This is a genomic window from Enterobacter sp. RIT637 (assembly GCF_019718755.1).
Classification (GTDB): domain Bacteria; phylum Pseudomonadota; class Gammaproteobacteria; order Enterobacterales; family Enterobacteriaceae; genus Enterobacter.
Window position 1 is genome coordinate 200,606 of the sequence record NZ_JAIHAZ010000005.1, and the last position, 25,151, is coordinate 225,756.

Sequence of the window (25,151 nt, forward strand, 5' to 3'; positions counted from 1 at the left end):
TAATCGATAGTATTACGCTAGATGGAACCGGTTCCAAAGAAAAGTTCGGGATGCTGAATTTATGATCGCTGTCACGAAGGGAAATTTAGCGGGCAGTAGAGCCGCGAACGATCAGTTCACCAGAGAAGACCTGTTCACGCACGGCATCGCTCGCACCTTCAATACGGCGAACCACCTGTTCAACGGCGGCATAGCCGATTTGCCACGTGGGTTGCTTGAGCGTGGTGATGCCGACGCCGGCCAGCTCTGCCCACTCAAGCTCATCGAAACCCAGCAGGCCGATATCACTTCCCCAGTGCAGGCCAATGCGCTTGAGAGAGCGGGCAACCTGGAGCGTTAGCGCCCCGTTTGCGGAGATGACGGCTTTACGCATTCCACGATGGCGTGTGTGAAACTGGCGAAGCGTATTGTCAATCTGGTCGGCTTCGTGCAGCGGCATTTCGGCATTTTCGGCGATCACGCCGGGATAGCGGTCCAGCGTGGCGCGAAAGGCGCTTAAACGCTCGCGACGCGTGTTAACCATTCCCAGCGGTTCGCTCAGGAAAAGCACTGCTTCAAAACCCTGTTCGATGAGGTGCTCGGTGGCGGTAGTGGCCGCCTGCGTGTTATCCAGCCCGACGACATCGCAGGCAAATTCCGGGATTTTGCGGTCGATAAGCACCATTGGCAGTGAAGACTGCTGCAGCCGGTTTAGCCCTTCTTCACGCATGCCCACGGCATTCACCACAATACCTTCTACCTGGTAACTGCGTAGCAAATCCAGATAGTGCAGCTCCTGATCGACCTCGTTGTTGGTGTTACAGACCAGCGGCGTAAAGCCTTTTTCGCGACAGGCGGCTTCGATGCCGCTGAGCACGTTGACGGAATAAGGGTTGGTGATATCGGCGATGATGAGGCCAATCAGACGGGTGCGACCGCGTTTCAGGCCGCGCGCCATAAGGCTGGGGCGGTAGTCGAGATCGGCGATAGCCTGTTCAATACGTGCCAGCAGCGCGTCGGACAACAGGTGTTTCTCGCCGTTAAGATAGCGTGAAATACTGGTTTTCCCGGTTTTGGCGGCTTTCGCCACGTCGCTGATGGTGGCCCTGGCTGGTTTGCTCATCGCTGATTTCCCTGAATTTAGTGAGAATACCTTAGCGGGAAAATCTGGCGAATCAAGTAATTTGCCCGGTGGCGCTGCGCTTACCGGAGGTTGCGGTTTGGTGCCCTCACCCCAACCCTCTCCCACGGGAGAGGGCGCAAACACTAAAAACGGCAACGGGGTTGCCGTTTTGCTTTTACCTACTGAATTGGACTTAACGTAATCTCTACGCGACGGTTCTGCGCTTTGCCTTCCGCCGTGCTGTTGCTGGCGATTGGATTTGCCGGACCCATGCCGCTGGTGCGGATACGGTTCGCTTCAACACCCTGGGTGATCAGCGAGCTGGCCACGGAGTCGGCGCGCTGCTGAGACAGACGCATGTTCAGATCCTGGCTGCCGGTGCTGTCGGTATAGCCAATCACGTTGACGGCGGTTTTGTTGTACTCTTTCAGCACCATCGCCACGCCGGTCAGGGTGTTTGCGCCAGCGGGTTTCAGCGTTGCGCTGCTGCTGTCAAAGGTCACGTTGTTTGGCATGTTCAGGATGATGTTGTCGCCGCTGCGCGTTACGCTCACGCCTGTCCCTTTCATTTTGTCGCGCAGTTTCGCTTCCTGCACGTCCATGTAATAACCGACGCCGCCGCCCAGTGCTGCACCTGCTGCTGCGCCAATCAGTGCGCCTTTACCGCGATCTTTCTTGGAGGAAGAGAGCGCCCCAACGCCTGCGCCAACCAGCGAGCCGATACCCGCGCCGATGCCGGATTTACCCGCTTCGCGTTCACCGGTGTAAGGGTTAGTTGTGCAGCCTGAAACAGCCAGTGCACCGCTCACCAGAGCGGCAATAACGAGTACGCGTTTTTTCATCTTATTTCCTTAATCCTTTTTATTCTTTGCCACGGCGAGCGTGGCAGTTGATTATGACGTCCAGATACGGAGAAAATTCAGTGTATAACTCTGAAATTTGTGACAAACCATAAATCGCCTCAATTAAGAAGGCCGTAAACCTGCACGCAACCAGGAGCGCACGCTTTGAGCACCTCAACCAAAACCATTCTGACCGCCGCCCACTGGGGACCCATGCTGGTCGAAACCGACGGGGAAACTGTCCTGTCGTCCCGCGGGGCACTGCCAACACAGCATCCCAACTCGTTACAGACTGTCGTTCGCGATCAGGTACATAGCAAAACGCGCGTGCGCTGGCCGATGGTGCGTAAAGGTTATCTGGCTTCGCCAGACAAGCCGCAAGGGATTCGGGGACAGGATGAGTTTGTCCGTGTGAGCTGGGATGAGGCGCTGACATTGATTCACTCCCAGCATAAGCGTATCCGTGATAGCTATGGTCCGTCGTCCATTTTTGCTGGCTCTTACGGCTGGCGCTCGAACGGCGTGCTCCACAAGGCCTCGACGCTGCTGCAGCGCTATATGAGTCTTGCCGGGGGCTACACCGGGCATCTGGGTGATTATTCCACCGGTGCGGCGCAGGCGATTATGCCGTATGTCGTGGGCGGGAATGAGGTCTACCAACAGCAGACCAGCTGGCCGCTGGTGCTGGAACATACCGATGTGGTCGTGCTGTGGAGCGCTAACCCGCTCAACACCCTGAAAATTGCCTGGAATGCGTCCGATGAACAGGGCGTGTCATATTTCGACGCGCTGCGCAAAAGCGGCAAGCGCATCATCTGTATTGACCCAATGCGTTCGGAAACCATGGATTTCTTCGGCGACAGCGCCGAGTGGATCGCCCCGCATATGGGCACCGACGTGGCAATGATGCTGGGTATCGCCCATACGCTGGTTGAAAACGGCTGGCACGATGCGGAATTCCTGGCGCGTTGTACCACCGGCTTCGATAAATTCGCCGGGTACCTGACGGGGGAATCCGATGGGGTGGCTAAAACGGCGGAATGGGCAGCAGAGATTTGTGGCGTTCCGGCGGACAAACTCCGCGAACTGGCGGCGTTGTTCCATAAAAATACCACCATGTTAATGTCCGGCTGGGGAATGCAGCGCCAGCAGTTTGGCGAGCAGAAACACTGGATGCTGGTGACCCTTGCCGCAATGCTCGGGCAGATCGGCACGCCGGGCGGGGGTTTTGGTCTCTCCTATCACTTTGCGAACGGCGGTAACCCAACGCGTAAAGCGGCGGTGCTGGCGTCTCTGCAAGGTGCGGTGCAGGGCGGCGTGGATGCCGTGGATAAAATCCCGGTGGCGCGCATAGTTGAAGCCCTGGAAAACCCGGGCGGTTTTTATCAGCACAACGGTATGGACCGCCACTTCCCGGATATTAAATTTGTCTGGTGGGCGGGCGGGTCGAACTTCACGCACCATCAGGATACCAACCGCCTGATCCGCGCCTGGCAGAAGCCTGAACTGGTGGTCATTTCTGAGTGCTTCTGGACCGGCTCGGCGAAGCATGCCGATATCGTGCTGCCTGCGACCACCTCGTTTGAGCGTAACGATCTCACCATGACCGGCGACTACAGCAACCAGCATATGGTGCCAATGAAGCGTGTTGTCGCGCCGCGGGATGAAGCGCGCGATGATTTTGACGTCTTTGCGGAACTGAGCGAGCGCTGGGAAGCGGGCGGGCGCGAGCGTTTTACCGAAGGCAAAACGGATCTGGAATGGCTGGAAACCTTCTACCAGGTTGCGGCCCAGCGTGGCGCAGCCCAAGGGGTGACGCTGCCGCCGTTTGCTGAGTTTTGGGAAGCGAATGGCATCTTCGAAATGCCAGAAAGCGAGCAAAATGCGCAGTTTGTCCGTTTCGCTGATTTCCGCCGCGACCCGGAGAACCATCCGCTAAAAACCGAAAGCGGGAAAATCGTTCTCTTCAGCGAGCGCATTGCTGGCTTTGGCTATGCTGATTGCCCACCGCACCCTATGTGGCTGGAGCCAGACGAATGGCACGGCAATGCGCAGCCGGGGCAGCTTCAGATCGTATCTGCCCATCCGGCGCACCGCCTGCACAGCCAACTGAACTATACGTCACTGCGCGAGCAGTATGCGGTTGCCGGGCGCGAGCCCATTACCCTGCATACCGAAGATGCGAAAGCGCGTGGAATCGCAGATGGCGATGTGGTGCGCGTCTGGAACGGGCGCGGACAGGTGCTGGCCGGAGCGGTAGTGAGCGACGGGATTAAACCGGGCGTTATCTGCATTCACCAGGGCGCATGGCCGGACCTGGACCTGAACGAAGGCGGCATCTGTAAAAACGGGGCGGTTAACGTGCTGACCAAAGATCTCCCCAGCTCGAAGCTGGGGAATGGCTGCGCGGGGAATACGGCGCTGGCATGGGTCGAGAAATATCAGGGACCAGCGCTTACGTTAACGGCGTTTGATCCGCCTGCCAGCTCATGATCCACGTCGGGTGCTGGGTGTCATCCTGCCAGGCGCTGTCTTCAATGCGAAAGCCCTGCGAATGGTAGAAATTCACCGCCCGGACATTTTTCTGGTACACCTCCAGGCTTAAATGCGAAAAGCGCTGTTGAACATGATTCAGCAGCGCCCGCCCAATGCCTTTCCCGATGCACGACGGTGCAACAAACAGCGCGCCGACAAACTGCGACTGCATTACGCTGATAAATCCGCACGGTTTTCCGTCCTGTTCCCAGACCCAGGTTTCCGCCGAGGGCAGGTAAACCTCCCGCACCATGGCTTCGTTCTCTTTCCAGTAGTTTGCATCAATAAACGGATGCGCCTCCGTGGTGCTTGCAAGCCACAGACTCAGGAGCAGATCGGTATTTTCACTTTGCCATTTGCGGATCATGATGGCCTCCCGGATGACAGAAACAGCCCGTAGTATGATCGTTGACCAGCCCACAGGCTTGCATAAAGGCGTAACAGATGGTGCTGCCCACAAATTTAAAACCGCGTTTTTTCAGGGCCTTAGAGAGGGAGTCTGAAGCGGGAGTGGAGGCGGGGATCTCCCCGAGCGTCGCGGCCTGCGTGACTTGCGGCGTGCCATTCACAAAAGACCAGACAAATTCTGAAAATGACTCGCCGTTTTGCTCCATCGCCAGGTAAGCGCGTGCATTGCCGATGATGGCCTGGATTTTCCCGCGATGACGAATGATACCGGCGTCCAGTACCAGTCGTTCTACGTCCTCTTCGGTCATGGCGGCGACGGCGACAGGATCAAACTGGTGGAAGGCGTTGCGGTAATTTTCACGTTTTTTCAGTACGGTAATCCATGACAAACCCGCCTGCTGGCCCTCAAGGCAGATCATTTCAAACAGTTTTTTGCCATCCATTTCCGGCGTGCCCCATTCACGATCGTGATAGTCGATATAGAGCTGATCCTGGCTTACCCAGCCGCAACGTTGCATAGGTTATCTCCCTTATTCACACGGTTATCGCAAAAAATTTCATTTCGTCAGGCTTGACGTGTCTACTTTAAAGACAATAGTTAATACAGGGCTATATGCCCGTAAACCTCTTCATGAACAACGATAAATATCGCCGAAATTGGCTCTTTCTGGAGTCGCTTTGATGATGATAAAAAAAATCAGTGGTCGCCATGCTGTTTCTGGCCTGGCGGGGATTTCAGCGTGGTTGTTTATTTGTCATACAGCATCTGCCTGGCAACAGGAATATATCGTTTCAGACGCACAAAGTAATACGGCGGAACGTTATACATGGGATGCGGATCACCAACCGCGTTATGAAGACATTCTGGCAGAACGTATTAAGACTTCGCAAACGGGCCCTGGGCTTGCCCTGAATTTGCCTTCCGTCTCGACAACGGAGGGCAGCATGAGCGTCGGCTGGAATTTTCCGCTGGTGGGGAATATGACGACCGGCCCGGTGATGGCGTGGCGTTACGATGGCACGGCGCCCATCATGATTAATGAATTCGGCGATAGCGTGACAACGCAGGGGCTGACCGATCCGCTCTGGCATGCCAGTGTGAGCAGCCTCGGCTGGCGCGTGGATACGCAATATGGCGATCTGAGGCCCTGGGCACAGGTCAGTTTCAACCAGCAGTTTGGCGAGAACCAGTGGAAATCTCAGTTCGGGATGTCGCAGACGCCTGCTATTGCACAAAACGGTAGCTGGATGGACGTGACTGTCGGAACGGATATGCCGTTTACATCCCATATGGCGGCGTATGCGTCATTGGCTCAGGGGGAAAACACCACGACGGGCGAGGAGTTTATGTACACCCTGGGTGTAAGTGCAAACTTTTAAAATTGTCACTTTTTTCAACGTTACGATAACATCTTAAATACAATAACGGCGCGCCTTGTCGCGATAGCAAACACTAACAATTGTGCACGTCGTTCCCCGGCAAGGTCATTCATTCCCGATTCCAGGCATTTCATTCCGTTCCTCCTGCATTTCATGCCGTTTTACCCCAGCGGTAATAAGGTTTTGTTTATTGTTGTCCTCAGCGAACTTCCTTAATTTCTCTTGCAGGACAACTGCCATGAACACTTCAACTTATAACCGTACGCGCTGGCTCACGCTCTTCGGCACTATCGTCACCCAGTTCGCGCTGGGATCGGTCTACACCTGGAGCCTGTTCAACAGTGCGCTTTCCGATAAGCTCGGTGCGCCGGTGAGCCAGGTGGCGTTCTCTTTCGGCCTGCTGAGCCTGGGGCTGGCGCTTTCCTCTTCCGTCGCGGGCAAGCTGCAGGAGCGCTTTGGCGTTAAGCGCGTCACTATGGCATCCGGGATCCTGCTGGGCGTGGGCTTTTTCCTGACGGCGCACTCCAACAACCTGATGATGCTCTGGCTGAGCGCCGGGGTGCTGGTGGGTCTGGCAGACGGCGCAGGCTACCTGCTGACGCTGTCGAACTGCGTGAAGTGGTTCCCGGAGCGTAAAGGTTTGATCTCCGCGTTTGCCATCGGTTCTTACGGTTTGGGCAGCCTCGGGTTCAAATTTATCGATTCCCATTTGCTGGCCTCCGTTGGTCTTGAAAAAACCTTTATGATCTGGGGCGTTATTGTTCTGGTCATGATTTTGTTCGGTGCAACGCTGATGAAAGATGCGCCGCAGCAGGAAGTGAAATCCGTTAACGGCGTGGTGGAGAACGACTTTACCCTGGCTCAGTCCATGCGCAAACCACAGTACTGGATGCTGGCGGTGATGTTCCTGACGGCCTGCATGAGTGGTCTGTATGTCATTGGCGTGGCGAAAGATATCGCGCAGGGCATGGTGAAACTGGACGCGGCCACGGCGGCGAATGCGGTCACCGTGATTTCTATTGCCAACCTCTCGGGCCGTCTGGTGCTCGGTATTCTGTCTGACAAAATTGCCCGCATCCGCGTCATTACGATAGGGCAGGTGGTTTCGCTGGTGGGCATGGCGGCACTGCTGTTTGCACCGCTGAATGAAGCCACGTTCTTTGCCGCGATTGCCTGTGTGGCCTTTAACTTTGGCGGCACCATTACCGTCTTCCCGTCTCTGGTGAGCGAGTTCTTTGGTCTGAATAATCTGGCGAAAAACTACGGCGTCATCTACTTAGGGTTCGGGATCGGCAGTATTTGCGGTTCGTTAATTGCTTCATTGTTCGGCGGGTTCTATGTGACCTTCTGCGTGATATTTGCCTTGTTGATTATTTCTCTGGCGTTGTCGACGACGATTCGTCAGCCGCAGCGTGAAGTATTCAGCGAAGCGCATGCATAACGTATGACATGCCTGACATAAAGCGCCCATCGGGCGCTTTTTTTTGGATTTAGCACAAATGCATAATTAATTGTAACCAAAGGAACGTTAAATAAAGAGGTGATTCATTTAACTGATTTATAGATTGCCAAAAACAATATATAAATTATATTGGTTTATTCCTAATAAAAGAGCAGCTCATACGGAATCTCTTATATCATTATGAATTTGCTTAATTTTAATTTTAGCTAAAAATTAGCTTTATTTATTCTAATTTTAAAATCTAAATTCCCGTCTATATACTCCATTTCCTCACAGAATGCAGGTTATTCCTAAGGATGCGTTCTGTCATCTACCGTCATAAATGGAGTTTTTAATGAAAAAGGTTATTTTTGCACTGTCTGCTCTCGCTGTAGTTTCCACCTCTGCTTTCGCGGCTGAATCTGGTGACGGCACCGTTAAATTCACCGGTGAAATTGTTGACGCGCCATGCGTAATTTCTACTGACTCTCAGAACCAGGAAGTTGTGCTGGGCCAGGTTAAGAAATCTGTCTTCAAAGCGGTTGGCGACAAATCTGTTTCCACTCCTTTCCAGATCAAACTGGAAGACTGCGACATCACCTCTAAAACCAAAGTTAACGTGAGCTTCACCGGCGTTGCAGATGCAGACGACGCAAAACTGGTTTCTGTTAACACTGAAGCGGGTGCGGCAAGTGGTGTGGGCATCGGTATCTACGACAACGCTAACAAAGCGGTTGATATGAACACCGGTAAATCCACCACTACGCTGGCTGCTGGTCAGACCGTGCTGTACTACACCGCTAACTACGTTGCGACCAAAGCTGCTGTAACCACCGGTTACGGTAACGCAGAAGTCGACTTCAACCTGTCCTACGAATAATCGACTTTTCGTCAGTAACAGACAATCACAATGGCAACGGAAACCCCGTTGCCATTTTTTCCAGCGGAGTCTCAGGGAGAGAAGCATGAACCGCTCACGTTTGATATCTTGCGCAGCACTGGCTCTGGCGCTGATTTCACAAAACTGTTTTGCAGGCGGCGTGGCATTAAGCAGCACGCGCGTTATTTATGACGGCAGCAGAAAGGAAGCTTCTCTGACGGTCAATAACAAAAGCACCACGGATGAATTCCTTATTCAGTCATGGATTGATGATGCCAGCGGTAATAAAAAGACGCCATTTATCATCACCCCACCTTTATTTAAATTAAGCCCGACGAAAAATAACGTCTTACGTATTGTGAATACCGCTAATACGTTACCGCAGGATCGCGAGTCCGTTTACTGGGTTAACGTGAAAGCGATTCCAGCCAAAAGTGACAATGCGGAAGGTAAAAACGTGCTGCAGATTGCCGTGCGTACCCGCTTAAAACTGTTCTATCGCCCGGCTGGCCTGAAAGGCAACAGCATGGACGGCTGGAGCAAACTGAAGTTTACCAGCGCAGGGGCTAACCAGATCAAAGTTGAAAACCCATCTGCCTTTAACCTCACTTTTAATAAATTTTATGCCAACGGCCGTGATATTGAAAAAGCGGGAATGGTTCCAGCAAAAGGCTCGTTGAATATTGAACTGCCAGCCGGCACCGGCAAGGTAAACGAAGTCAAATACAACATTATTAATGACTTCGGTACGGCTGGCGACATGCTGACTCAGCGCGTTAATTAATACGTTTTGAAGGTTTATTACTATGCCATGGACGCATCTTCCTCAGGTCAATAAGACCCCGCGTTTCCCGCTGTCCGCGCTTGCGCTGATGGTTGCGGGCACGCTCCCCGCGTATGCGGGAACATTTAACCCGCGCTTTCTGGAAGATGTGCCGGGTATTGACCAGCACGTTGATCTTTCAATGTATGAATCCAGTAAAGCCGAACAGCTGCCGGGTAAATACCGCGTGTCAGTGGTGGTCAACGATAAAAAAATGGAGTCTCGCACCCTGGAGTTTAAGGCCGCGACAGAGGCTCAGCGCGCAAAAATGGGTGAAAGCCTGGTGCCGTGCTTAAGCCGCGTGCAGCTTGAGGACATGGGCGTGCGTATCGAGAGCTTCCCTGCGCTGAAAATGGCACCGCCGGAAGCGTGCGTGGCCTTTGACGACATTATTCCTCAGGCCGCCAGCCATTTCGATTTTGCAGACCAGACGCTGATCATGAGCTTCCCGCAGGCCGCGATGAAACAGACGGCGCGCGGTACGGTACCGGAATCCCAGTGGGATGAAGGGGTAAATGCCCTGCTACTGGATTATAACTTCTCCGGCAGCAACGCCAGCTATGACGCGCACGACAGTGACACCAGCTACAATAGCGACAGCTACTATCTAAACCTGCGCAGCGGTATGAACCTGGGCGCGTGGCGTTTACGTAACTACAGCACCTGGACCCGAAACGACGGCAACAACAGATGGGATAACATCGGCACATCCTTAAGCCGTGCAATTGTGCCGCTGAAGTCACAGCTTACGCTGGGGGATACCTCAACGTCTGGCGATATTTTTGACAGCGTTCAGATGCGCGGCGCGCAGCTAACCTCTGACGAAGAGATGCTGCCTGACAGCCAGCGCGGGTTTGCGCCGGTCATCCGCGGTATTGCCAAAAGTAACGCTGAAGTGACCGTGGAGCAGAACAACTACGTGATCTACCGTACGTTTGTTCAGCCGGGTGCGTTTGAAATTAATGACCTGTACCCAACCTCCAACAGCGGCGACCTGACGGTCACCATTAAAGAAGCCGATGGCAGCGAGCAGAAATTCGTTCAGCCGTTCTCCGCGGTGGCGATCCTCCAGCGTGAGGGCCATCTGAAGTACAGCCTCTCCGCCGGGGAATACCGTGCTGGTAACTATGACAGCGCCGAGCCGAAGTTCGGGCAGCTGGATGCCATGTACGGTCTGCCGTACGGCTTTACCGTTTACGGCGGGTCGATCTTCTCCGATGACTATTACTCGCTGGCGGGTGGTTTAGGTAAAAACTTCGGTTACATCGGTGCGGTTTCCATCGACGTGACTCAGGCGAAAAGCAACCTGGCTAACGATGAAAGCTCAGAAGGTCAGTCTTACCGCTTCCTCTACTCTAAGAGCTTTAACAGCGGTACCGATTTCCGTCTGCTGGGTTACAAATATTCGACCAGTGGCTACTACACCTTCCAGGAAGCGACGGATGTACGCAGCGATGCGGACAGCTCATATAGCCAGTACCACAAGCGTAGCCAGATTCAGGGAAACGTGACGCAGCAGCTGGGCACCTGGGGCTCGGTCTATTTTAACGTCACGCAGCAGGACTACTGGAACGATGAAGGTAAACAGCGTTCGCTGAATGCCGGTTATAACGGCCGCATTGGACGTGTGAACTACAGCATTGCCTACACCTGGACGAAAAGCCCGGAGTGGGAAGAGAGCGATCGTCTGCTGTCATTCTCCATGTCGATTCCGCTGGGACGCATGTGGAGTAACTACCACCTCACGACCGATCAGCATGGCCGCACCAACCAGCAAGTGGGCGTGAGCGGTACCGCGCTGGAAGACCGCAACCTGAACTATAGCGTGCAGGAAGGCTACGCCAGCAACGGCGTGGGTAACAGCGGCAGCGTGAACCTGGATTACCAGGGCGGCGTGGGTAGCGCCAGCCTGGGCTACAACTACAACCGCGACGGCCAGCAGGTGAACTACGGTCTGCGCGGCGGCGTGATTGCCCACAGCGAAGGCATTACGCTTTCTCAGCCGCTGGGCGAGTCGATGGCCATTATCTCCGCACCGGGCGCTCGCGGTGCGCACGTGATCAACAACGGCGGTGTGGAAGTGGACTGGATGGGTAACGCGGTCGTGCCTTACCTCACTCCGTACCGTGAAACGGAAGTCTCACTGCGAAGCGACAGCCTCAACGACCGGGTTGACCTGGATACGGCCTCCGTCAACGTGGTGCCGACGCGCGGCGCGATTGTGCGGGCTCGCTTCGATACCCGCGTGGGCTACCGCGTGCTGATGAACCTGACCCAGGCCAATGGCAAAGCGGTACCGTTCGGTGCCACCGCCACGCTTCTGGACAGCAAAAAAGAGTCCAGCAGCATCGTCGGGGAAGATGGTCAGCTCTATATCAGCGGGATGCCAGAGAAAGGCGCGCTGCAGGTGAATTGGGGTAAAGGCCAGGCACAGCAATGCCGCGTGGCGTTTACGCTCCCGGAACAACAGGATAATGCCGGCGTGGTGATGGCGAATGCCGTCTGCCGGTAACAGGGAAGGATTTTATTATGTTTAAAAAGCTTACGATGATTGCTGGCCTGCTGGGCGGGTCAGCGCTGTTCTCCGGTCAGGCGCTGGCGGCGGCGGACTGGGGGCCTTGCTCACCAACTAACGGGACGCAGCTCTTCAATGCCGTAATGAATGAGACAGTGACGAACATTGAAGACAACACTGCTGGCGCGGTCTTCCCTGATTTTTATACATGGAATTTGGGTAAGCAGTATCCTGGTGTTTGTGAATGCCCGCCCGGTGAAGGGACCAGCGAAGTCTGGTACAAGACGGTTTCACCTCTGACGATTGGACATATTTCTGGCGAAAAAAAATTTTACGTTGTTAACAATAATATTCAGATAGCATCTGAGGTTTATATTGGTGGCACCTTCTCCGATTATAAAAACGTACCTTTCGACAATACCTCTAACCTGCGGTCCGACCGAGCCGTGTGTGATGTCGACGATTCAAACCCAGGAATGGGGTTTGATACTGGCGGAAAGGGCAGGCTGACTATGTATATTAATCACCCTTTTGTCGGTGAAATGGTCATACCACAAACAAAAATTTTTGATATCTATGGTACCCGTAAGAGCGGTGTTTATGGCGCTACTCCTCTTGCAGAGGTGAATCTGAGCGGCACAATTATTGTTCCACAGGGTTGCGAGCTCTCCAGCGGAAGTACTCTGGACATTCCGTTTGGGGAATTTAAAGCCAGCGATTTCAAAGATCGCAAAGGACAAATTGCAAAGAACGCCACGAAATTTACCAAAGAGCTGCAGTTTAAATGCACCAACATATCCGATGGCGTGAAGATCTTCCTGCATATCGAGGGGACGCCAAACGCCAATGATTCGAACGCCATTGATATGGGCAACCCGGATATCGGCGCGGTAATTGAAGGGGCGAACGGTAACATTCTGGTGCCAAATGACATCAGCGTTAATCAGGAGATGAGCGTATCCGCGCTGGTCGATGACACGCACCGTACCGCCTCAACGACCATTTCGGCCTACCCAATAAGCACAACGGGCAAATTGCCTAAGGCTGGGGAATTCGAAGGAATTGCCACCATGCGTATTGATGTGGAGTAAGCGGATGAAAACCATTTATACGTTTATGCCCGCTTTTATGCTGTTTACAGCCTCAGTCATGGCAGCGCCGGTAAATATTGGTTCAGCAGGCGATATCCGCTTCACCATCACCATTAAGGCGGCCACCTGTGAGCTGGAAAGCGACAATATTGATGTCAATATGGACACTGTAGTGCTCCATCGGCCGGTGAGAGTGGGTAAAGAGCTGAATCAGAAAAGCTTCAGCATTGGCTTGAAAGACTGCGAATATTCCACCAAGGCCTATGTTACGATGGACGGTACCCCAGACGCCACCAATCCATCACTCTTTGCGCTGGACAGCGGTGGCGCGACTGGCGTCGCGTTGAAAATCCAGACGACTGGTGGGGTACAGCAATACCCTCTCAGCACCGACAGCACGCCCGTCGAGCATACCGTCTGGTTTGATGGGGCGAACAAGCTGAACTACATCGCCAGCTATGTACCTGTTAAATCCGATGCTACCGTGGGCGCGGCGAATGCGACGGTAAACTTTAGCGTCGTATACGAGTAATTACTGAGGGCCAGTTCACTGGCCCTTTTTTGTGGCTGCAATCGGGCGGTGACTCTGCTTTCAGCCTGGCTTTTTTGTAAAAATTTGCACGGATCACACTCTCTGCTGCCACTTTTCTCTCCCGCTGTGGTCTACTTACCGCGCTTGTAGACGTTTCTGATAACGCTTTCCTACGCACATACTTACTCTGTCTGTTTTCTCAACGAGATTCAGCGGGTCTCTATACCCCTTTCCCCAGGGTTGTTTGCATGAAATACATTAGGTCTCTTACCCAGCAAAGATTGTGTCTGATGCTGGCTGTCTATATCGGTTTGTTTCTGAATGGCGCGGTGCTGTTCAGACGAGTGGAAGGTTATTTCGAGCACCTCACCGTAAGAAATGGAATTTTTGCTGCAATTGAAGTGTTCGGCTCTATCCTCGCTACCTTCTTCCTGTTACGTCTGCTTTCCCTTTTTGGCCGACGCCCGTGGCAAATTCTGGCTTCACTGGTAGTCATTATTTCTGCTGCCGCCAGTTATTACATGACCTTTATGAATGTGGTCATTGGCTATGGGATTGTGGCGTCAGTCATGACCACAGATATCGATCTCTCGAAAGAGGTCGTTGGTAAGGGCTTTATTGTCTGGACGGTTTTAACCTGTCTGATACCGCTCTTCTTTATCTGGAGTAATACCTGCCGCTATACATTGTTACGCCAGCTGCGCACGCGCGGGCAGCGGGTCCGGAATATCGCCGTTGTCCTGTTGGCCGGATTGCTGGTCTGGGCACCGATTCGCTTGATGGAAAAACAGCAAAAACGCATCGAAAAAGCGACGGGCGTGGACATGCCAAGCTATGGCGGTGTGGTAGCTAACTCCTATTTGCCTTCCAACTGGCTCTCGGCCTTAGGCCTGTATGCCTGGGCACAGGCGGACGAATCCAGTGATGTAAAATCCTTGATGAATCCGACGAAAAAATTCAATTACGTCCCACCGGCTGACGGGCTGGATGATACCTACGTTGTTTTTGTTATCGGTGAAACCACGCGCTGGGATCATATGGGTATTCTCGGCTATGACCGCGATACTACGCCAAAACTGGCGCAGGAAAAGAACCTCGTGGCTTACCGCGGCTACTCCTGCGACACCGCGACGAAGCTCTCTCTGCGCTGTATGTTTGTGCGTGAAGGCGGTGCCAGCGATAACCCGCAGCGTACCCTTAAAGAGCAGAACGTGTTTGCTGTTCTGAAGCAGCTTGGATTTAGCTCCGACCTGTTCGCCATGCAAAGTGAGATGTGGTTTTACACCAATACGCTGGCGGATAATATTGCCTATCGTGAGCAGATTGGCGCCGAGCCGCGCAACCGTGGCAAGAACGTAGACGACATGCTGCTGCTCTCAGAGATGGAACAGTCGCTGAAAAACCACCCGCAGGGTAAGCATCTTATCGTGCTGCATACCAAAGGCTCGCACTACAGCTATTACCAGCGCTACACGCGCGATTTCGCGAAATGGACGCCTGAGTGTGTCGGCATTAACAAAAACTGCAGCAAGCAGGAGCTGATCAATGCCTATGACAACTCGATTCTGTATGTGGACACGTTCCTGAGCAGGGTGATCGACGAGCTTCGCGATAAGAAAGCGATTGTGATCTACGCGGCTGACCACGGCGAGTCCATCAACGAAAAAGAACACCTGCACGGTACGCCGCGCAAGCTTGCGCCGCCGGAGCAGTTCCGCGTGCCGATGATCATGTGGATGTCGGATAAGTACCTTGAGAACCCTGACAAAGCTAAAATGTTTGCGCATTTGAAGCAGCAGGCAGACATCAAGGTTCCGCGCCGTCACGTTGAGCTGTACGACACCATTATGGGTTGTCTCGGCTATACCTCACCGAACGGTGGGATTAACGAAAACAACAACTGGTGTAAACTCCCTGATAACACCGCAAAAGCCGCGCAGTAGCTGCTCTGGCGAGAATATCGCCAGTTGAATGGCTTTTTGAAAATAAGGGATTGACGGGGGCGCACCTCAGCAGTAAGATGCGCTCCGCATTCGGCGAGTAGCGCAGCTTGGTAGCGCAACTGGTTTGGGACCAGTGGGTCGGAGGTTCGAATCCTCTCTCGCCGACCACATTTAAAAAAGGGCTAACCGCAAGGTTAGCCCTTTTTGCATTATGGCGTTAGCCAGTCAGACTCACCAAAACGCCCCTTAGCCCTGCTTCACCCTGCCTGTTAACGATTTTGTGACATTATCCATTGTATTTTTTTATATATGGATTGATCTTTTTTCGCGTTGCTTATGGATAACCTCAGCATTTTTCGCTGTGCGTTTTAACGTTCGCGGAATTTAGTGCTCAGATAATCACCATTCTGCAAGAAAATTTACCCATTCTGAATAAAAGTTAATCACTGATTGTTGCGAAATATGAAGATATTTGTGCTGCTACAGGGCGAGTAGCATAAATTTCCCTGCTGAAAACTGGCGCCGGAGGTTTTTTTAATCTTTGTTTGCGGTTTCTCACACTCCGCGTAAATCCCCGTCACCTGTATTGACGTTTTCACATTCTGTTGACAGATTGTAGGGCATGAGGGGCATTTCAGGGACGATCTGCGCTGCAACTCAAACGCTCTTCTGAAAGGATTCTCCATCCCTTTAAAGCCTTCGGGCATCACCGACCAGACCGGGTAAAAAATAAATAAAGGTCAGGCGGCGTAACACAACAAAGCAAAACATCACATTGGAGCAGAATAATGAGTATTTCCTTGAAGAAGTCAGGGATGCTAAAGCTTGGTCTGAGCCTGGTGGCTATGACCGTAGCAGCAAGCGTACAGGCAAAAACCCTGGTTTACTGTTCTGAAGGCTCGCCGGAAGGCTTTAACCCACAGCTCTTTACCTCTGGTACAACTTACGACGCAAGCTCTGTACCGATCTACAACCGTCTGGTTGAATTTAAAACCGGCACCACGGAAGTGATTCCGGGTCTGGCTGAGAAGTGGGAAGTCAGCGAAGACGGTAAAACCTATACCTTCCACCTGCGTCAGGGCGTGAAGTGGCAGGACAGCAAAGAATTCAAACCAACGCGCGACTTTAACGCCGACGACGTTGTGTTCTCGTTCGACCGTCAGAAAAATGCCCAGAACCCGTACCATAAAGTGTCTGGCGGCAGCTATGAATACTTCGAAGGGATGGGGTTGCCGGACCTGATCGCCGAAGTGAAAAAAGTGGACGATAAAACCGTTCAGTTCGTGCTGACGCGTCCGGAAGCACCGTTCCTGGCTGACCTGGCCATGGACTTCGCTTCTATTCTCTCTAAAGAGTACGCAGACAACATGCTGAAAGCCGGTACGCCGGAGAAAGTCGACCTGAACCCAATCGGTACCGGTCCATTCCAGCTGCTGCAGTACCAAAAAGACTCCCGCATTCTGTATAAAGCATTCGAAGGCTATTGGGGCACCAAGCCGAAGATTGACCGCCTGGTCTTCTCCATCACGCCTGACGCTTCCGTGCGTTACGCAAAACTGCAGAAAAACGAATGCCAGGTGATGCCATACCCGAACCCGGCTGATATCGCTCGTATGAAGCAGGACAAGAACATCAACCTGCTGGAGCAGGCTGGCCTGAACGTGGGCTATCTCTCCTTCAACACCGAGAAAAAACCGTTTGATGACGTGAAAGTGCGTCAGGCGCTGACCTACGCGGTGAACAAAGAAGCGATCATCAAGGCCGTTTACCAGGGCGCTGGCGTTGCTGCCAAGAACCTGATCCCACCAACCATGTGGGGCTATAACGACGACGTTAAGGACTACACCTACGATCCTGAGAAAGCGAAAGCGCTGCTGAAAGAAGCAGGCCAGGATAAAGGCTTTACCGTTGAGCTGTGGGCAATGCCTGTTCAGCGTCCATACAACCCGAACGCGCGCCGCATGGCGGAAATGGTTCAGGCTGACTGGGCGAAGATCGGCGTACAGGCCAAGATCGTGACCTACGAGTGGGGCGAGTACCTGAAGCGCGCCAAAGCGGGTGAGCACCAGGCGGTGATGATGGGCTGGACCGGTGACAACGGGGATCCGGACAACTTCTTCGCCACCCTGTTCAGCTGCGCGGCGGCGAAAGACGGTTCCAACTACTCTCGCTGGTGCTACAAGCCGTTTGAAGACCTGATCCAGCCGGCGCGTGCGACCGACGATCACAACAAACGTATTGAACTGTACAAGCAAGCGCAGGTTGTTATGCACGATCAGGCTCCGGCGCTGATTGTTGCTCACTCCACCGTGTACGAGCCAGTGCGTAAAGAAGTGAAGGGCTACGTGGTTGATCCACTGGGCAAACACCACTTCGAAAACGTCTCTGTTGAATAATAAGTAGGGTGTTCTCCCTCTCCCTCTGGGAGAGGGCAGGGGTGAGGGGCGTGCATGCACTCCCTCACCCTAACCCTCTCCACACGGGAGAGGGAATTTACATTTGTGAGCAATACAGACGTCACGCCACTGGCCGTGCGTCATCAGAGAGAATCCGGGTTATGTTGCAGTTCATCCTCCGACGTTTGGGACTCGTTATCCCGACGTTTATCGGTATCACCCTTCTCACTTTTGCCTTCGTCCATATGATCCCCGGCGACCCGGTAATGATTATGGCGGGCGAGCGTGGTATCTCCCCTGAGCGTCATGCGCAGCTGCTGGCTGAACTCGGCCTTGATAAGCCTATGTGGCAGCAGTACCTCCACTATATCTGGGGTGTTTTGCACGGTGATTTAGGGATTTCACTCAAAAGCCGTCTTCCGGTGTGGGACGAGTTCGTGCCGCGTTTCAAAGCGACGCTGGAACTGGGCATCTGCGCCATGATTTTTGCCACTGCGGTAGGTATTCCTGTTGGGGTACTGGCTGCCGTTAAGCGTGGCTCTATTTTCGATCATACCGCCGTGGGTCTGGCGCTGACCGGCTACTCCATGCCTATCTTCTGGTGGGGCATGATGCTGATCATGCTGGTCTCCGTGCAATGGAACCTTACGCCGGTCTCCGGGCGCGTCAGCGATATGGTCTTCCTTGATGATACCAACCCGCTCACCGGCTTTATGCTGATCGACACGGCTATCTGGGGCGAAGAGGGCAACTTCATTGATGCCGTCGCGCACATGATCCTGCCTGCGATGGTGCTGGGCACCATTCCTCTGGCGGTGATCGTGCGTATGACCCGTTCCTCCATGCTGGAAGTGCTTGGCGAAGATTACATCCGTACCGCGCGCGCCAAAGGGTTAACCCGCATGCGCGTCATCATCGTTCATGCACTGCGTAACGCCATGCTGCCGGTCGTTACCGTTATCGGTCTGCAGGTGGGGACGCTGCTGGCAGGGGCGATCCTGACGGAAACCATTTTCTCCTGGCCGGGCCTGGGTCGCTGGCTGATTGACGCGCTGCAGCGCCGTGACTATCCGGTTGTGCAGGGCGGTGTACTGTTGGTTGCGACGATGATTATCCTCGTCAACCTGCTGGTCGATTTGCTGTACGGCGTGGTGAACCCGCGTATTCGTCATAAGAAGTAAGGGACCATCATGTCACAAGTCACTCAAAATAAAGTGGTCGCTGCACCGGTTCCTATGACGCCGCTGCAGGAGTTCTGGCACTACTTCAAGCGCAACAAAGGCGCGGTGGTAGGGCTGGTGTATGTCACCATCATGATCCTCATTGCGGTATTCGCGAACGTGCTCGCGCCGTATAACCCGGCCGATCAGTTCCGTGATGCGCTGCTCGCCCCACCTGCCTGGCAGGACGGCGGTAGCCTGACGCACCTGCTCGGTACCGATGACGTGGGCCGCGACGTGCTGTCGCGTCTGATGTACGGCGCGCGTCTGTCGCTGCTGGTAGGCTGCCTCGTTGTTGTGCTGTCGCTGATCATGGGCGTTGTGCTCGGACTGGTGGCTGGCTACTTTGGCGGCATCGTGGATAACGTCATTATGCGTATCGTCGACATCATGCTGGCATTGCCAAGCCTGCTGCTCGCGTTGGTGCTGGTGGCGGTATTTGGACCTTCGATAGGCAACGCAGCCCTGGCGTTGACGTTCGTTGCGCTGCCGCACTACGTCCGATTAACCCGTGCGGCCGTACTGGTCGAGGTGAATCGAGACTACGTAACCGCTTCTCGCGTGGCGGGGGCGGGGGCGATGCGCCAGATGTTCGTCAATATTCTGCCTAACTGCCTTGCGCCGCTGATTGTTCAGGCGTCGCTCGGTTTCTCTAACGCCATTCTCGATATGGCCGCTCTTGGCTTCCTTGGCATGGGTGCGCAGCCGCCAACACCGGAGTGGGGCACTATGCTCTCCGACGTGTTGCAGTTCGCGCAAAGCGCCTGGTGGGTCGTCACCTTCCCGGGTCTGGCGATTCTGCTGACGGTGCTGGCATTTAACCTGATGGGTGATGGTCTGCGTGATGCACTTGATCCCAAACTGAAGCAGTAAGAGGCACGAGATGGCGTTATTAAATGTAGATAAATTATCGGTGCACTTCGGCGACGAAGGCACACCGTTTCGCGCCGTGGACCGCATCAGCTACAGCGTAAATCAGGGCGAAGTGGTTGGCATCGTAGGGGAGTCCGGTTCCGGTAAGTCAGTAAGCTCGCTGGCAATCATGGGGCTGATTGATTATCCCGGCCGCGTAATGGCGGAAAGCCTGGAATTTAATGGTCAGGATCTGCAGCGTATTTCCGAGAAACAGCGTCGCCAACTGGTGGGCGCGGAAGTGGCGATGATCTTCCAGGACCCAATGACCAGCCTGAACCCGTGTTACACCGTGGGGTTCCAGATTATGGAAGCCATCAAGGTGCACCAGGGCGGTAACAAGCAAACCCGTCGTCAGCGCGCGATCGATCTGCTGACGCAGGTGGGTATCCCCGATCCGGCATCGCGTCTGGACGTGTATCCGCACCAGTTATCCGGCGGGATGAGCCAGCGCGTGATGATCGCCATGGCAATTGCCTGTCGGCCAAAGCTGCTGATCGCCGATGAACCGACAACCGCGCTGGATGTAACCATCCAGGCGCAAATCATCGAGCTGCTGCTGGAACTGCAGCAGAAAGAGAATATGGCGCTGGTGCTGATTACGCACGACCTGGCGCTGGTGGCTGAAGCGGCACACAAAATCATCGTGATGTATGCAGGCCAGGTGGTGGAGACCGGAAGCTCGCACGATATCTTCCGTGCCCCGCGTCATCCGTATACGCAGGCTCTGCTGCGCGCGCTGCCGGAATTTGCGCAGGATAAAGCGCGTCTGGCCTCGCTTCCGGGGGTTGTGCCGGGTAAATATGACCGTCCGCAGGGCTGTCTGCTTAACCCGCGCTGCCCGTATGCGACGGATAAATGCCGCGTCGACGAGCCAGAGCTGAATCTGCTGGCTGACGGTCGCCAGTCCAAATGCCACTACCCACTCGATGATGCCGGGAGGCCAACACTATGAGTACGCAACAACTGCTGTTGCAGGCCATCGACCTGAAAAAACATTACCCGGTGAAGAAGGGCTTATTTGCGCCTGAGCGCCTGGTCAAAGCGCTGGACGGCGTCTCCTTTACTCTCGAACGCGGTAAAACGCTCGCAGTGGTGGGGGAGTCGGGCTGTGGCAAATCGACGCTGGGCCGTCTGCTGACGATGATTGAAGTGCCGACCGGCGGCGAGCTGTACTATCAGGGGCAGGATCTGCTCAAGCACGATCCACAGGCGCAGAAGCTGCGTCGCCAGAAAATCCAGATTGTGTTCCAGAACCCGTACGGTTCACTGAACCCGCGCAAAAAAGTGGGGCAGATTCTGGAAGAGCCGCTGCTGATCAACAGCAACCTGAGCAAAGAGCAGCGTCGCGAGAAAGCGCTGGCGATGATGGCGAAAGTGGGTTTGAAAACTGAGCATTACGATCGCTACCCGCATATGTTCTCGGGCGGCCAGCGTCAGCGTATCGCCATCGCCCGCGGTCTGATGCTCGACCCGGACGTGGTGATTGCCGATGAGCCTGTTTCTGCGCTCGACGTATCCGTACGTGCGCAGGTGCTGAACCTGATGATGGATCTGCAGCAGGATCTGGGGCTGTCGTATGTGTTCATTTCACATGATTTGTCTGTCGTGGAGCACATTGCCGATGAAGTGATGGTGATGTACTTAGGGCGCTGCGTGGAGAAGGGGACGAAAGAGCAGATCTTTAATAATCCTCGTCATCCGTACACTCAGGCACTGTTGTCTGCGACGCCGCGTCTGAATCCGGACGATCGTCGTGAGCGGATTAAGCTGACCGGCGAGTTGCCAAGCCCGCTGAATCCGCCTCCGGGATGTGCGTTCAATGCCCGCTGTAGCCGACGCTTTGGACCCTGCACGCAGTTGCAGCCACAGTTGAAGGATTATCGTGGACAGCTGGTGGCCTGTTTCGCGGTCGATCAGGATGAAAATGGCGAAAAGCCGCATGCGTAAAGAAAAAAACCGGCGTGAAGCCGGTTTTTTTATGTCTGCGTTATGACTTCCGTAGACGGATCTGGTCGACAGCGTGTTTCTCACTCTTGGTGAGGATCAGGCTGGCGCGCTCGCGAGTTGGCAGGATGTTCTCTTTCAGGTTCACGTAGTTGATCTCATTCCACAGTCCCGTTGCGACATTGATAGCCTCTTCTTTAGAGAGCTGGGCGTAATTATGGAAATAGGAATCCGGATCGGTGAACGCCCCTTCCCGGAACTTCAGGAAGCGGTTGATATACCAGTTTTTCAGCAGATCTTCCGGCGCATCGACATAGATAGAGAAATCAACAAAGTCGGAAACAAAGACGTGATGCGGGTCGTGAGGATAATCCATCCCACTTTGCAGCACGTTTAACCCTTCCAGAATCAGGATGTCTGGCTGCACAACCGTTTTGTCTCCATCCGGAATACGGTCGTAAATCAGATGTGAGTAAACCGGCGCGGTGACGTTAGGCGCGCCCGATTTCAGGTCAGAGACGAATTTCACCAGACGATGCATATCATAAGAGAGCGGGAAGCCCTTCTTCTTCATCAACCCGCGTTCTTTCAATACTTCATTGGGATGCAGGAAGCCGTCGGTGGTAATCAGCTCCACGCTGCGGTGTTCTGGCCAGCGGCTCAGCAGCGCCTGTAAGACGCGCGCGGTGGTGCTTTTACCCACTGCCACGCTGCCCGCGATACTGATGATATAAGGAATACGCTGACCGTTAGTACCGAGGAACTGTTCCAGTACCGCCTGGCGGCGGAGGTTCGAGCTTATATAGAAGTTAAGCAAGCGAGAGAGGGGAAGATAAATTTCTGCCACCTCTTCCAGGGACAGATCTTCGTTTATCCCTTTTAACCGTGCGATTTCACCTTCCGTCAGTGTCATAGGAACGGAATCACGCAGGGCAGCCCACTGGCTGCGGTTAAAGTGAAGATAAGGTGTCATTAACGTTTGCTCTTTTTTGCTCATAAGCCTGCTTCTGTGAGCCAGCACAAAACTGCCGGGTCATGGCTCTTCACATAGTTAATTTTGGACAATGGGCAGGAGGTTAACACCAGATGACAGGAATAATAAGAAAAAATATGGGAAAGCGATGCGTTACGCGGGAGCTATCACGGTACGGTATAGAAGGGGTAAATCAGCCTTTCATGTTGAATATTTGACCGCGAGCGGATGAATTTAAAGCGGTTAGCACTGGTTTCGCATAAAATGTGAGCGAAAGAACGTTTTATGCAATTTTTTAGTTGCATGACTGCGCATGTCTCCATAGAATGCGCGCTACTTGATGCCGACTTAGCTCAGTAGGTAGAGCAACTGACTTGTAATCAGTAGGTCACCAGTTCGATTCCGGTAGTCGGCACCATCAAGTCCGGTGGGGTTCCCGAGCGGCCAAAGGGAGCAGACTGTAAATCTGCCGTCACAGACTTCGAAGGTTCGAATCCTTCCCCCACCACCACTTTCTGGCAGCGTAAATGCCGCCGGAGCTGGTTGGAAAAATTAACCAGCTCGAACATGAAAAGAGAGAAATCTCTTTTTTTGTTACAGAAAGAACTGGGTAGCCGAGTTTCAGGATGCGGGCATCGTATAATGGCTATTACCTCAGCCTTCCAAGCTGATGATGCGGGTTCGATTCCCGCTGCCCGCTCCAATACGTGCTGATATGGCTCAGTTGGTAGAGCGCACCCTTGGTAAGGGTGAGGTCCCCAGTTCGACTCTGGGTATCAGCACCACTTCACTTCTCCTCCCGTTTCTCTCTGTTTCAATTTAAATGTATTCAACAGTTCAGGCATTTCGCCTGGTTGATGTGGTGATATCACCGATTTATCCGTGTCTTAGAGGGACAATCGATGTCTAAAGAAAAGTTTGAACGTACAAAACCGCACGTTAACGTCGGTACTATCGGCCACGTTGACCATGGTAAAACAACGCTGACCGCTGCAATCACTACCGTTCTGGCAAAAACCTACGGTGGTTCTGCTCGCGCATTCGACCAGATCGATAACGCACCAGAAGAAAAAGCTCGTGGTATCACCATCAACACCTCTCACGTTGAGTACGACACCCCGACTCGCCACTACGCACACGTAGACTGCCCAGGCCACGCCGACTATGTTAAAAACATGATCACCGGTGCTGCGCAGATGGACGGCGCGATCCTGGTTGTTGCTGCGACTGACGGCCCAATGCCTCAGACTCGTGAGCACATCCTGCTGGGTCGTCAGGTAGGCGTTCCTTTCATCATCGTGTTCCTGAACAAATGCGACATGGTTGATGACGAAGAGCTGCTGGAACTGGTAGAGATGGAAGTTCGTGAACTGCTGTCTCAGTACGATTTCCCAGGCGACGACACTCCAATCGTTCGTGGTTCCGCGCTGAAAGCGCTGGAAGGCGACGCAGAGTGGGAAGCGAAAATCATCGAACTGGCTGGCTTCCTGGATTCTTACATCCCAGAACCAGAGCGTGCGATTGACAAGCCATTCCTGCTGCCAATCGAAGACGTATTCTCCATCTCCGGTCGTGGTACCGTTGTTACCGGTCGTGTAGAGCGCGGTATCATCAAAGTTGGCGAAGAAGTTGAAATCGTTGGTATCAAAGAGACTGCTAAGTCTACCTGTACTGGCGTTGAAATGTTCCGCAAACTGCTGGACGAAGGCCGTGCTGGTGAGAACGTTGGTGTTCTGCTGCGTGGTATCAAACGTGAAGAAATCGAACGTGGTCAGGTTCTGGCGAAGCCAGGCTCAATCAAGCCACACACCAAGTTCGAATCTGAAGTGTACATCCTGTCCAAAGACGAAGGCGGCCGTCATACTCCGTTCTTCAAAGGCTACCGTCCACAGTTCTACTTCCGTACAACTGACGTGACCGGTACCATCGAACTGCCAGAAGGCGTTGAGATGGTAATGCCAGGCGACAACATCAAGATGGTTGTGACTCTGATCCACCCAATCGCGATGGACGATGGTCTGCGTTTCGCAATCCGTGAAGGCGGCCGTACCGTTGGCGCGGGCGTTGTTGCTAAAGTTCTCGGCTAATCGCTGATAACATTTGACGCAATGCGCAATAAAAGGGCATCATTTGATGCCCTTTTTGCACGCTTTCACATCAGAACCTGGCTCATCAGTGATTATTTTTGTCATAATCATTGCTGAGACAGGC

20 protein-coding genes and 5 tRNA genes are annotated in these 25,151 nt (G+C 53.7%); 20 read left to right on the plus strand and 5 right to left on the minus strand.

What is annotated here, in order from left to right; genetic code table 11:
• Positions 1 to 85 precede the first annotated feature (85 nt).
• Together K5E19_RS10890 and K5E19_RS10895 are read right to left on the minus strand one after the other, a co-directional pair.
• A complete protein-coding gene (locus tag K5E19_RS10890; RefSeq protein WP_221551197.1) occupies positions 86 to 1,102 on the minus strand; it encodes a LacI family DNA-binding transcriptional regulator in 1,017 nt (338 codons plus the stop codon).
• A gap of 179 nt (positions 1,103 to 1,281) precedes the next feature.
• The gene (locus tag K5E19_RS10895) at positions 1,282 to 1,944 is read right to left on the minus strand and encodes an OmpA family lipoprotein (RefSeq protein ID WP_008502762.1); all 663 of its coding nucleotides are present in this window, start codon (positions 1,942 to 1,944) and stop codon (positions 1,282 to 1,284) included.
• A 165-nt stretch (positions 1,945 to 2,109) separates the two neighbouring features.
• On the opposite strand from K5E19_RS10895, the gene K5E19_RS10900 reads away from it, so the two are divergent.
• On the plus strand, positions 2,110 to 4,437 hold the full coding sequence (locus K5E19_RS10900) for a molybdopterin guanine dinucleotide-containing S/N-oxide reductase (RefSeq protein ID WP_221551199.1): 2,328 nt from the start codon (positions 2,110 to 2,112) through the stop codon (positions 4,435 to 4,437).
• On the opposite strand, the gene K5E19_RS10905 is transcribed toward K5E19_RS10900, so the two are convergent.
• A complete protein-coding gene (locus K5E19_RS10905; RefSeq protein WP_221551200.1) occupies positions 4,400 to 4,846 on the minus strand; it encodes an N-acetyltransferase in 447 nt (148 codons plus the stop codon). The genes K5E19_RS10900 and K5E19_RS10905 overlap by 38 nt on opposite strands.
• A complete protein-coding gene (gene tag, locus K5E19_RS10910) occupies positions 4,824 to 5,405 on the minus strand; it encodes a DNA-3-methyladenine glycosylase I (protein ID WP_221551201.1) in 582 nt (193 codons plus the stop codon). The genes K5E19_RS10905 and tag overlap by 23 nt, the downstream gene beginning before the upstream one ends.
• A 163-nt stretch (positions 5,406 to 5,568) precedes the next feature.
• On the opposite strand from tag, the gene K5E19_RS10915 reads away from it, so the two are divergent.
• From K5E19_RS10915 to dppF, 14 genes are all read left to right on the plus strand, one after another.
• Complete coding sequence (locus K5E19_RS10915; protein ID WP_221551202.1) at positions 5,569 to 6,267, plus strand: autotransporter domain-containing protein; 699 nt, start codon at positions 5,569 to 5,571, stop codon at positions 6,265 to 6,267.
• Between the two features lie 238 nt (positions 6,268 to 6,505).
• Positions 6,506 to 7,708, plus strand: coding sequence for an MFS transporter (locus K5E19_RS10920; protein ID WP_221551203.1), 1,203 nt, complete (start codon positions 6,506 to 6,508; stop codon positions 7,706 to 7,708).
• Positions 7,709 to 8,063: 355 nt separating this feature from the next.
• Complete coding sequence (gene lpfA, locus K5E19_RS10925) at positions 8,064 to 8,588, plus strand: long polar fimbrial major subunit LpfA (RefSeq protein WP_221551204.1); 525 nt, start codon at positions 8,064 to 8,066, stop codon at positions 8,586 to 8,588.
• An 85-nt stretch (positions 8,589 to 8,673) separates the two neighbouring features.
• Entirely contained in the window at positions 8,674 to 9,372 is a 699-nt protein-coding gene (lpfB, locus tag K5E19_RS10930; protein WP_221551205.1) for a long polar fimbrial biogenesis chaperone LpfB, read from the plus strand.
• Between the two features lie 22 nt (positions 9,373 to 9,394).
• Positions 9,395 to 11,923, plus strand: coding sequence for an outer membrane usher protein LpfC (lpfC, locus tag K5E19_RS10935; protein WP_221551206.1), 2,529 nt, complete (start codon positions 9,395 to 9,397; stop codon positions 11,921 to 11,923).
• A 17-nt stretch (positions 11,924 to 11,940) separates the two neighbouring features.
• Positions 11,941 to 13,017, plus strand: coding sequence for a long polar fimbrial protein LpfD (lpfD, locus tag K5E19_RS10940; RefSeq protein WP_221551208.1), 1,077 nt, complete (start codon positions 11,941 to 11,943; stop codon positions 13,015 to 13,017).
• 4 nt (positions 13,018 to 13,021) lie between these two features.
• Positions 13,022 to 13,549 carry a long polar fimbrial protein LpfE gene (lpfE, locus tag K5E19_RS10945; RefSeq protein WP_221551209.1) on the plus strand — a complete coding sequence of 176 codons (528 nt, stop codon included), beginning with the start codon at positions 13,022 to 13,024 and terminating at the stop codon, positions 13,547 to 13,549.
• Positions 13,550 to 13,797: 248 nt separating this feature from the next.
• Positions 13,798 to 15,492 (plus strand): kdo(2)-lipid A phosphoethanolamine 7''-transferase, encoded by a 1,695-nt coding sequence (gene eptB / locus K5E19_RS10950; protein WP_221551210.1) that lies wholly within the window; start codon positions 13,798 to 13,800, stop codon positions 15,490 to 15,492.
• A 91-nt stretch (positions 15,493 to 15,583) separates the two neighbouring features.
• A tRNA-Pro gene (locus tag K5E19_RS10955) sits at positions 15,584 to 15,660 on the plus strand.
• Between the two features lie 620 nt (positions 15,661 to 16,280).
• Positions 16,281 to 17,888, plus strand: coding sequence for a dipeptide ABC transporter periplasmic-binding protein DppA (dppA, locus tag K5E19_RS10960; protein WP_221551211.1), 1,608 nt, complete (start codon positions 16,281 to 16,283; stop codon positions 17,886 to 17,888).
• A 161-nt stretch (positions 17,889 to 18,049) separates the two neighbouring features.
• Positions 18,050 to 19,069, plus strand: coding sequence for a dipeptide ABC transporter permease DppB (dppB, locus tag K5E19_RS10965; protein WP_006177810.1), 1,020 nt, complete (start codon positions 18,050 to 18,052; stop codon positions 19,067 to 19,069).
• A gap of 9 nt (positions 19,070 to 19,078) precedes the next feature.
• Positions 19,079 to 19,981, plus strand: a complete 903-nt coding sequence (gene dppC / locus K5E19_RS10970) for a dipeptide ABC transporter permease DppC (RefSeq protein WP_214606029.1) — start codon at positions 19,079 to 19,081, stop codon at positions 19,979 to 19,981.
• Positions 19,982 to 19,991: 10 nt separating this feature from the next.
• Complete coding sequence (dppD, locus tag K5E19_RS10975) at positions 19,992 to 20,975, plus strand: dipeptide ABC transporter ATP-binding protein (protein ID WP_010426220.1); 984 nt, start codon at positions 19,992 to 19,994, stop codon at positions 20,973 to 20,975.
• A complete protein-coding gene (dppF, locus tag K5E19_RS10980) occupies positions 20,972 to 21,970 on the plus strand; it encodes a dipeptide ABC transporter ATP-binding subunit DppF (protein ID WP_010426213.1) in 999 nt (332 codons plus the stop codon). The genes dppD and dppF overlap by 4 nt, the downstream gene beginning before the upstream one ends.
• Before the next feature lie 40 nt (positions 21,971 to 22,010).
• On the opposite strand, the gene coaA is transcribed toward dppF, so the two are convergent.
• Positions 22,011 to 22,964, minus strand: coding sequence for a type I pantothenate kinase (gene coaA, locus K5E19_RS10985; protein WP_221551212.1), 954 nt, complete (start codon positions 22,962 to 22,964; stop codon positions 22,011 to 22,013).
• A gap of 318 nt (positions 22,965 to 23,282) precedes the next feature.
• On the opposite strand from coaA, the gene K5E19_RS10990 reads away from it, so the two are divergent.
• The 5 genes from K5E19_RS10990 (at position 23,283) to tuf (ending at position 25,027) form a co-directional block, all read left to right on the plus strand.
• Positions 23,283 to 23,358: transfer RNA gene (locus tag K5E19_RS10990), tRNA-Thr, on the plus strand.
• Positions 23,359 to 23,366: 8 nt separating this feature from the next.
• Positions 23,367 to 23,451: transfer RNA gene (locus K5E19_RS10995), tRNA-Tyr, on the plus strand.
• Between the two features lie 117 nt (positions 23,452 to 23,568).
• Positions 23,569 to 23,643 (plus strand) — tRNA-Gly (locus K5E19_RS11000).
• A 6-nt stretch (positions 23,644 to 23,649) separates the two neighbouring features.
• Positions 23,650 to 23,725, plus strand: a tRNA-Thr gene (locus K5E19_RS11005).
• A gap of 117 nt (positions 23,726 to 23,842) precedes the next feature.
• Complete coding sequence (tuf, locus tag K5E19_RS11010; RefSeq protein WP_023309456.1) at positions 23,843 to 25,027, plus strand: elongation factor Tu; 1,185 nt, start codon at positions 23,843 to 23,845, stop codon at positions 25,025 to 25,027.
• Positions 25,028 to 25,151 lie beyond the last annotated feature (124 nt).

Bases quoted from the DNA above. Each gene is read 5' to 3' on its own strand.
- lpfC (WP_221551206.1), top strand. From the start codon at position 9,395: ATGCCATGGACGCATCTTCCTCAGGTCAATAAGACCCCGCGTTTCCCG.
- coaA (WP_221551212.1), bottom strand. From the start codon at position 22,964: ATGAGCAAAAAAGAGCAAACGTTAATGACACCTTATCTTCACTTTAAC.
- eptB (WP_221551210.1), top strand. From the start codon at position 13,798: ATGAAATACATTAGGTCTCTTACCCAGCAAAGATTGTGTCTGATGCTG.
- K5E19_RS10895 (WP_008502762.1), bottom strand. From the start codon at position 1,944: ATGAAAAAACGCGTACTCGTTATTGCCGCTCTGGTGAGCGGTGCACTG.
- dppA (WP_221551211.1), top strand. From the start codon at position 16,281: ATGAGTATTTCCTTGAAGAAGTCAGGGATGCTAAAGCTTGGTCTGAGC.
- dppB (WP_006177810.1), top strand. From the start codon at position 18,050: ATGTTGCAGTTCATCCTCCGACGTTTGGGACTCGTTATCCCGACGTTT.
- lpfE (WP_221551209.1), top strand. From the start codon at position 13,022: ATGAAAACCATTTATACGTTTATGCCCGCTTTTATGCTGTTTACAGCC.
- K5E19_RS10905 (WP_221551200.1), bottom strand. From the start codon at position 4,846: ATGATCCGCAAATGGCAAAGTGAAAATACCGATCTGCTCCTGAGTCTG.
- lpfB (WP_221551205.1), top strand. From the start codon at position 8,674: ATGAACCGCTCACGTTTGATATCTTGCGCAGCACTGGCTCTGGCGCTG.
- dppC (WP_214606029.1), top strand. From the start codon at position 19,079: ATGTCACAAGTCACTCAAAATAAAGTGGTCGCTGCACCGGTTCCTATG.
- K5E19_RS10915 (WP_221551202.1), top strand. From the start codon at position 5,569: ATGATGATAAAAAAAATCAGTGGTCGCCATGCTGTTTCTGGCCTGGCG.
- lpfD (WP_221551208.1), top strand. From the start codon at position 11,941: ATGTTTAAAAAGCTTACGATGATTGCTGGCCTGCTGGGCGGGTCAGCG.
- K5E19_RS10920 (WP_221551203.1), top strand. From the start codon at position 6,506: ATGAACACTTCAACTTATAACCGTACGCGCTGGCTCACGCTCTTCGGC.
- K5E19_RS10890 (WP_221551197.1), bottom strand. From the start codon at position 1,102: ATGAGCAAACCAGCCAGGGCCACCATCAGCGACGTGGCGAAAGCCGCC.
- dppD (WP_010426220.1), top strand. From the start codon at position 19,992: ATGGCGTTATTAAATGTAGATAAATTATCGGTGCACTTCGGCGACGAA.
- dppF (WP_010426213.1), top strand. From the start codon at position 20,972: ATGAGTACGCAACAACTGCTGTTGCAGGCCATCGACCTGAAAAAACAT.
- tuf (WP_023309456.1), top strand. From the start codon at position 23,843: ATGTCTAAAGAAAAGTTTGAACGTACAAAACCGCACGTTAACGTCGGT.
- tag (WP_221551201.1), bottom strand. From the start codon at position 5,405: ATGCAACGTTGCGGCTGGGTAAGCCAGGATCAGCTCTATATCGACTAT.
- lpfA (WP_221551204.1), top strand. From the start codon at position 8,064: ATGAAAAAGGTTATTTTTGCACTGTCTGCTCTCGCTGTAGTTTCCACC.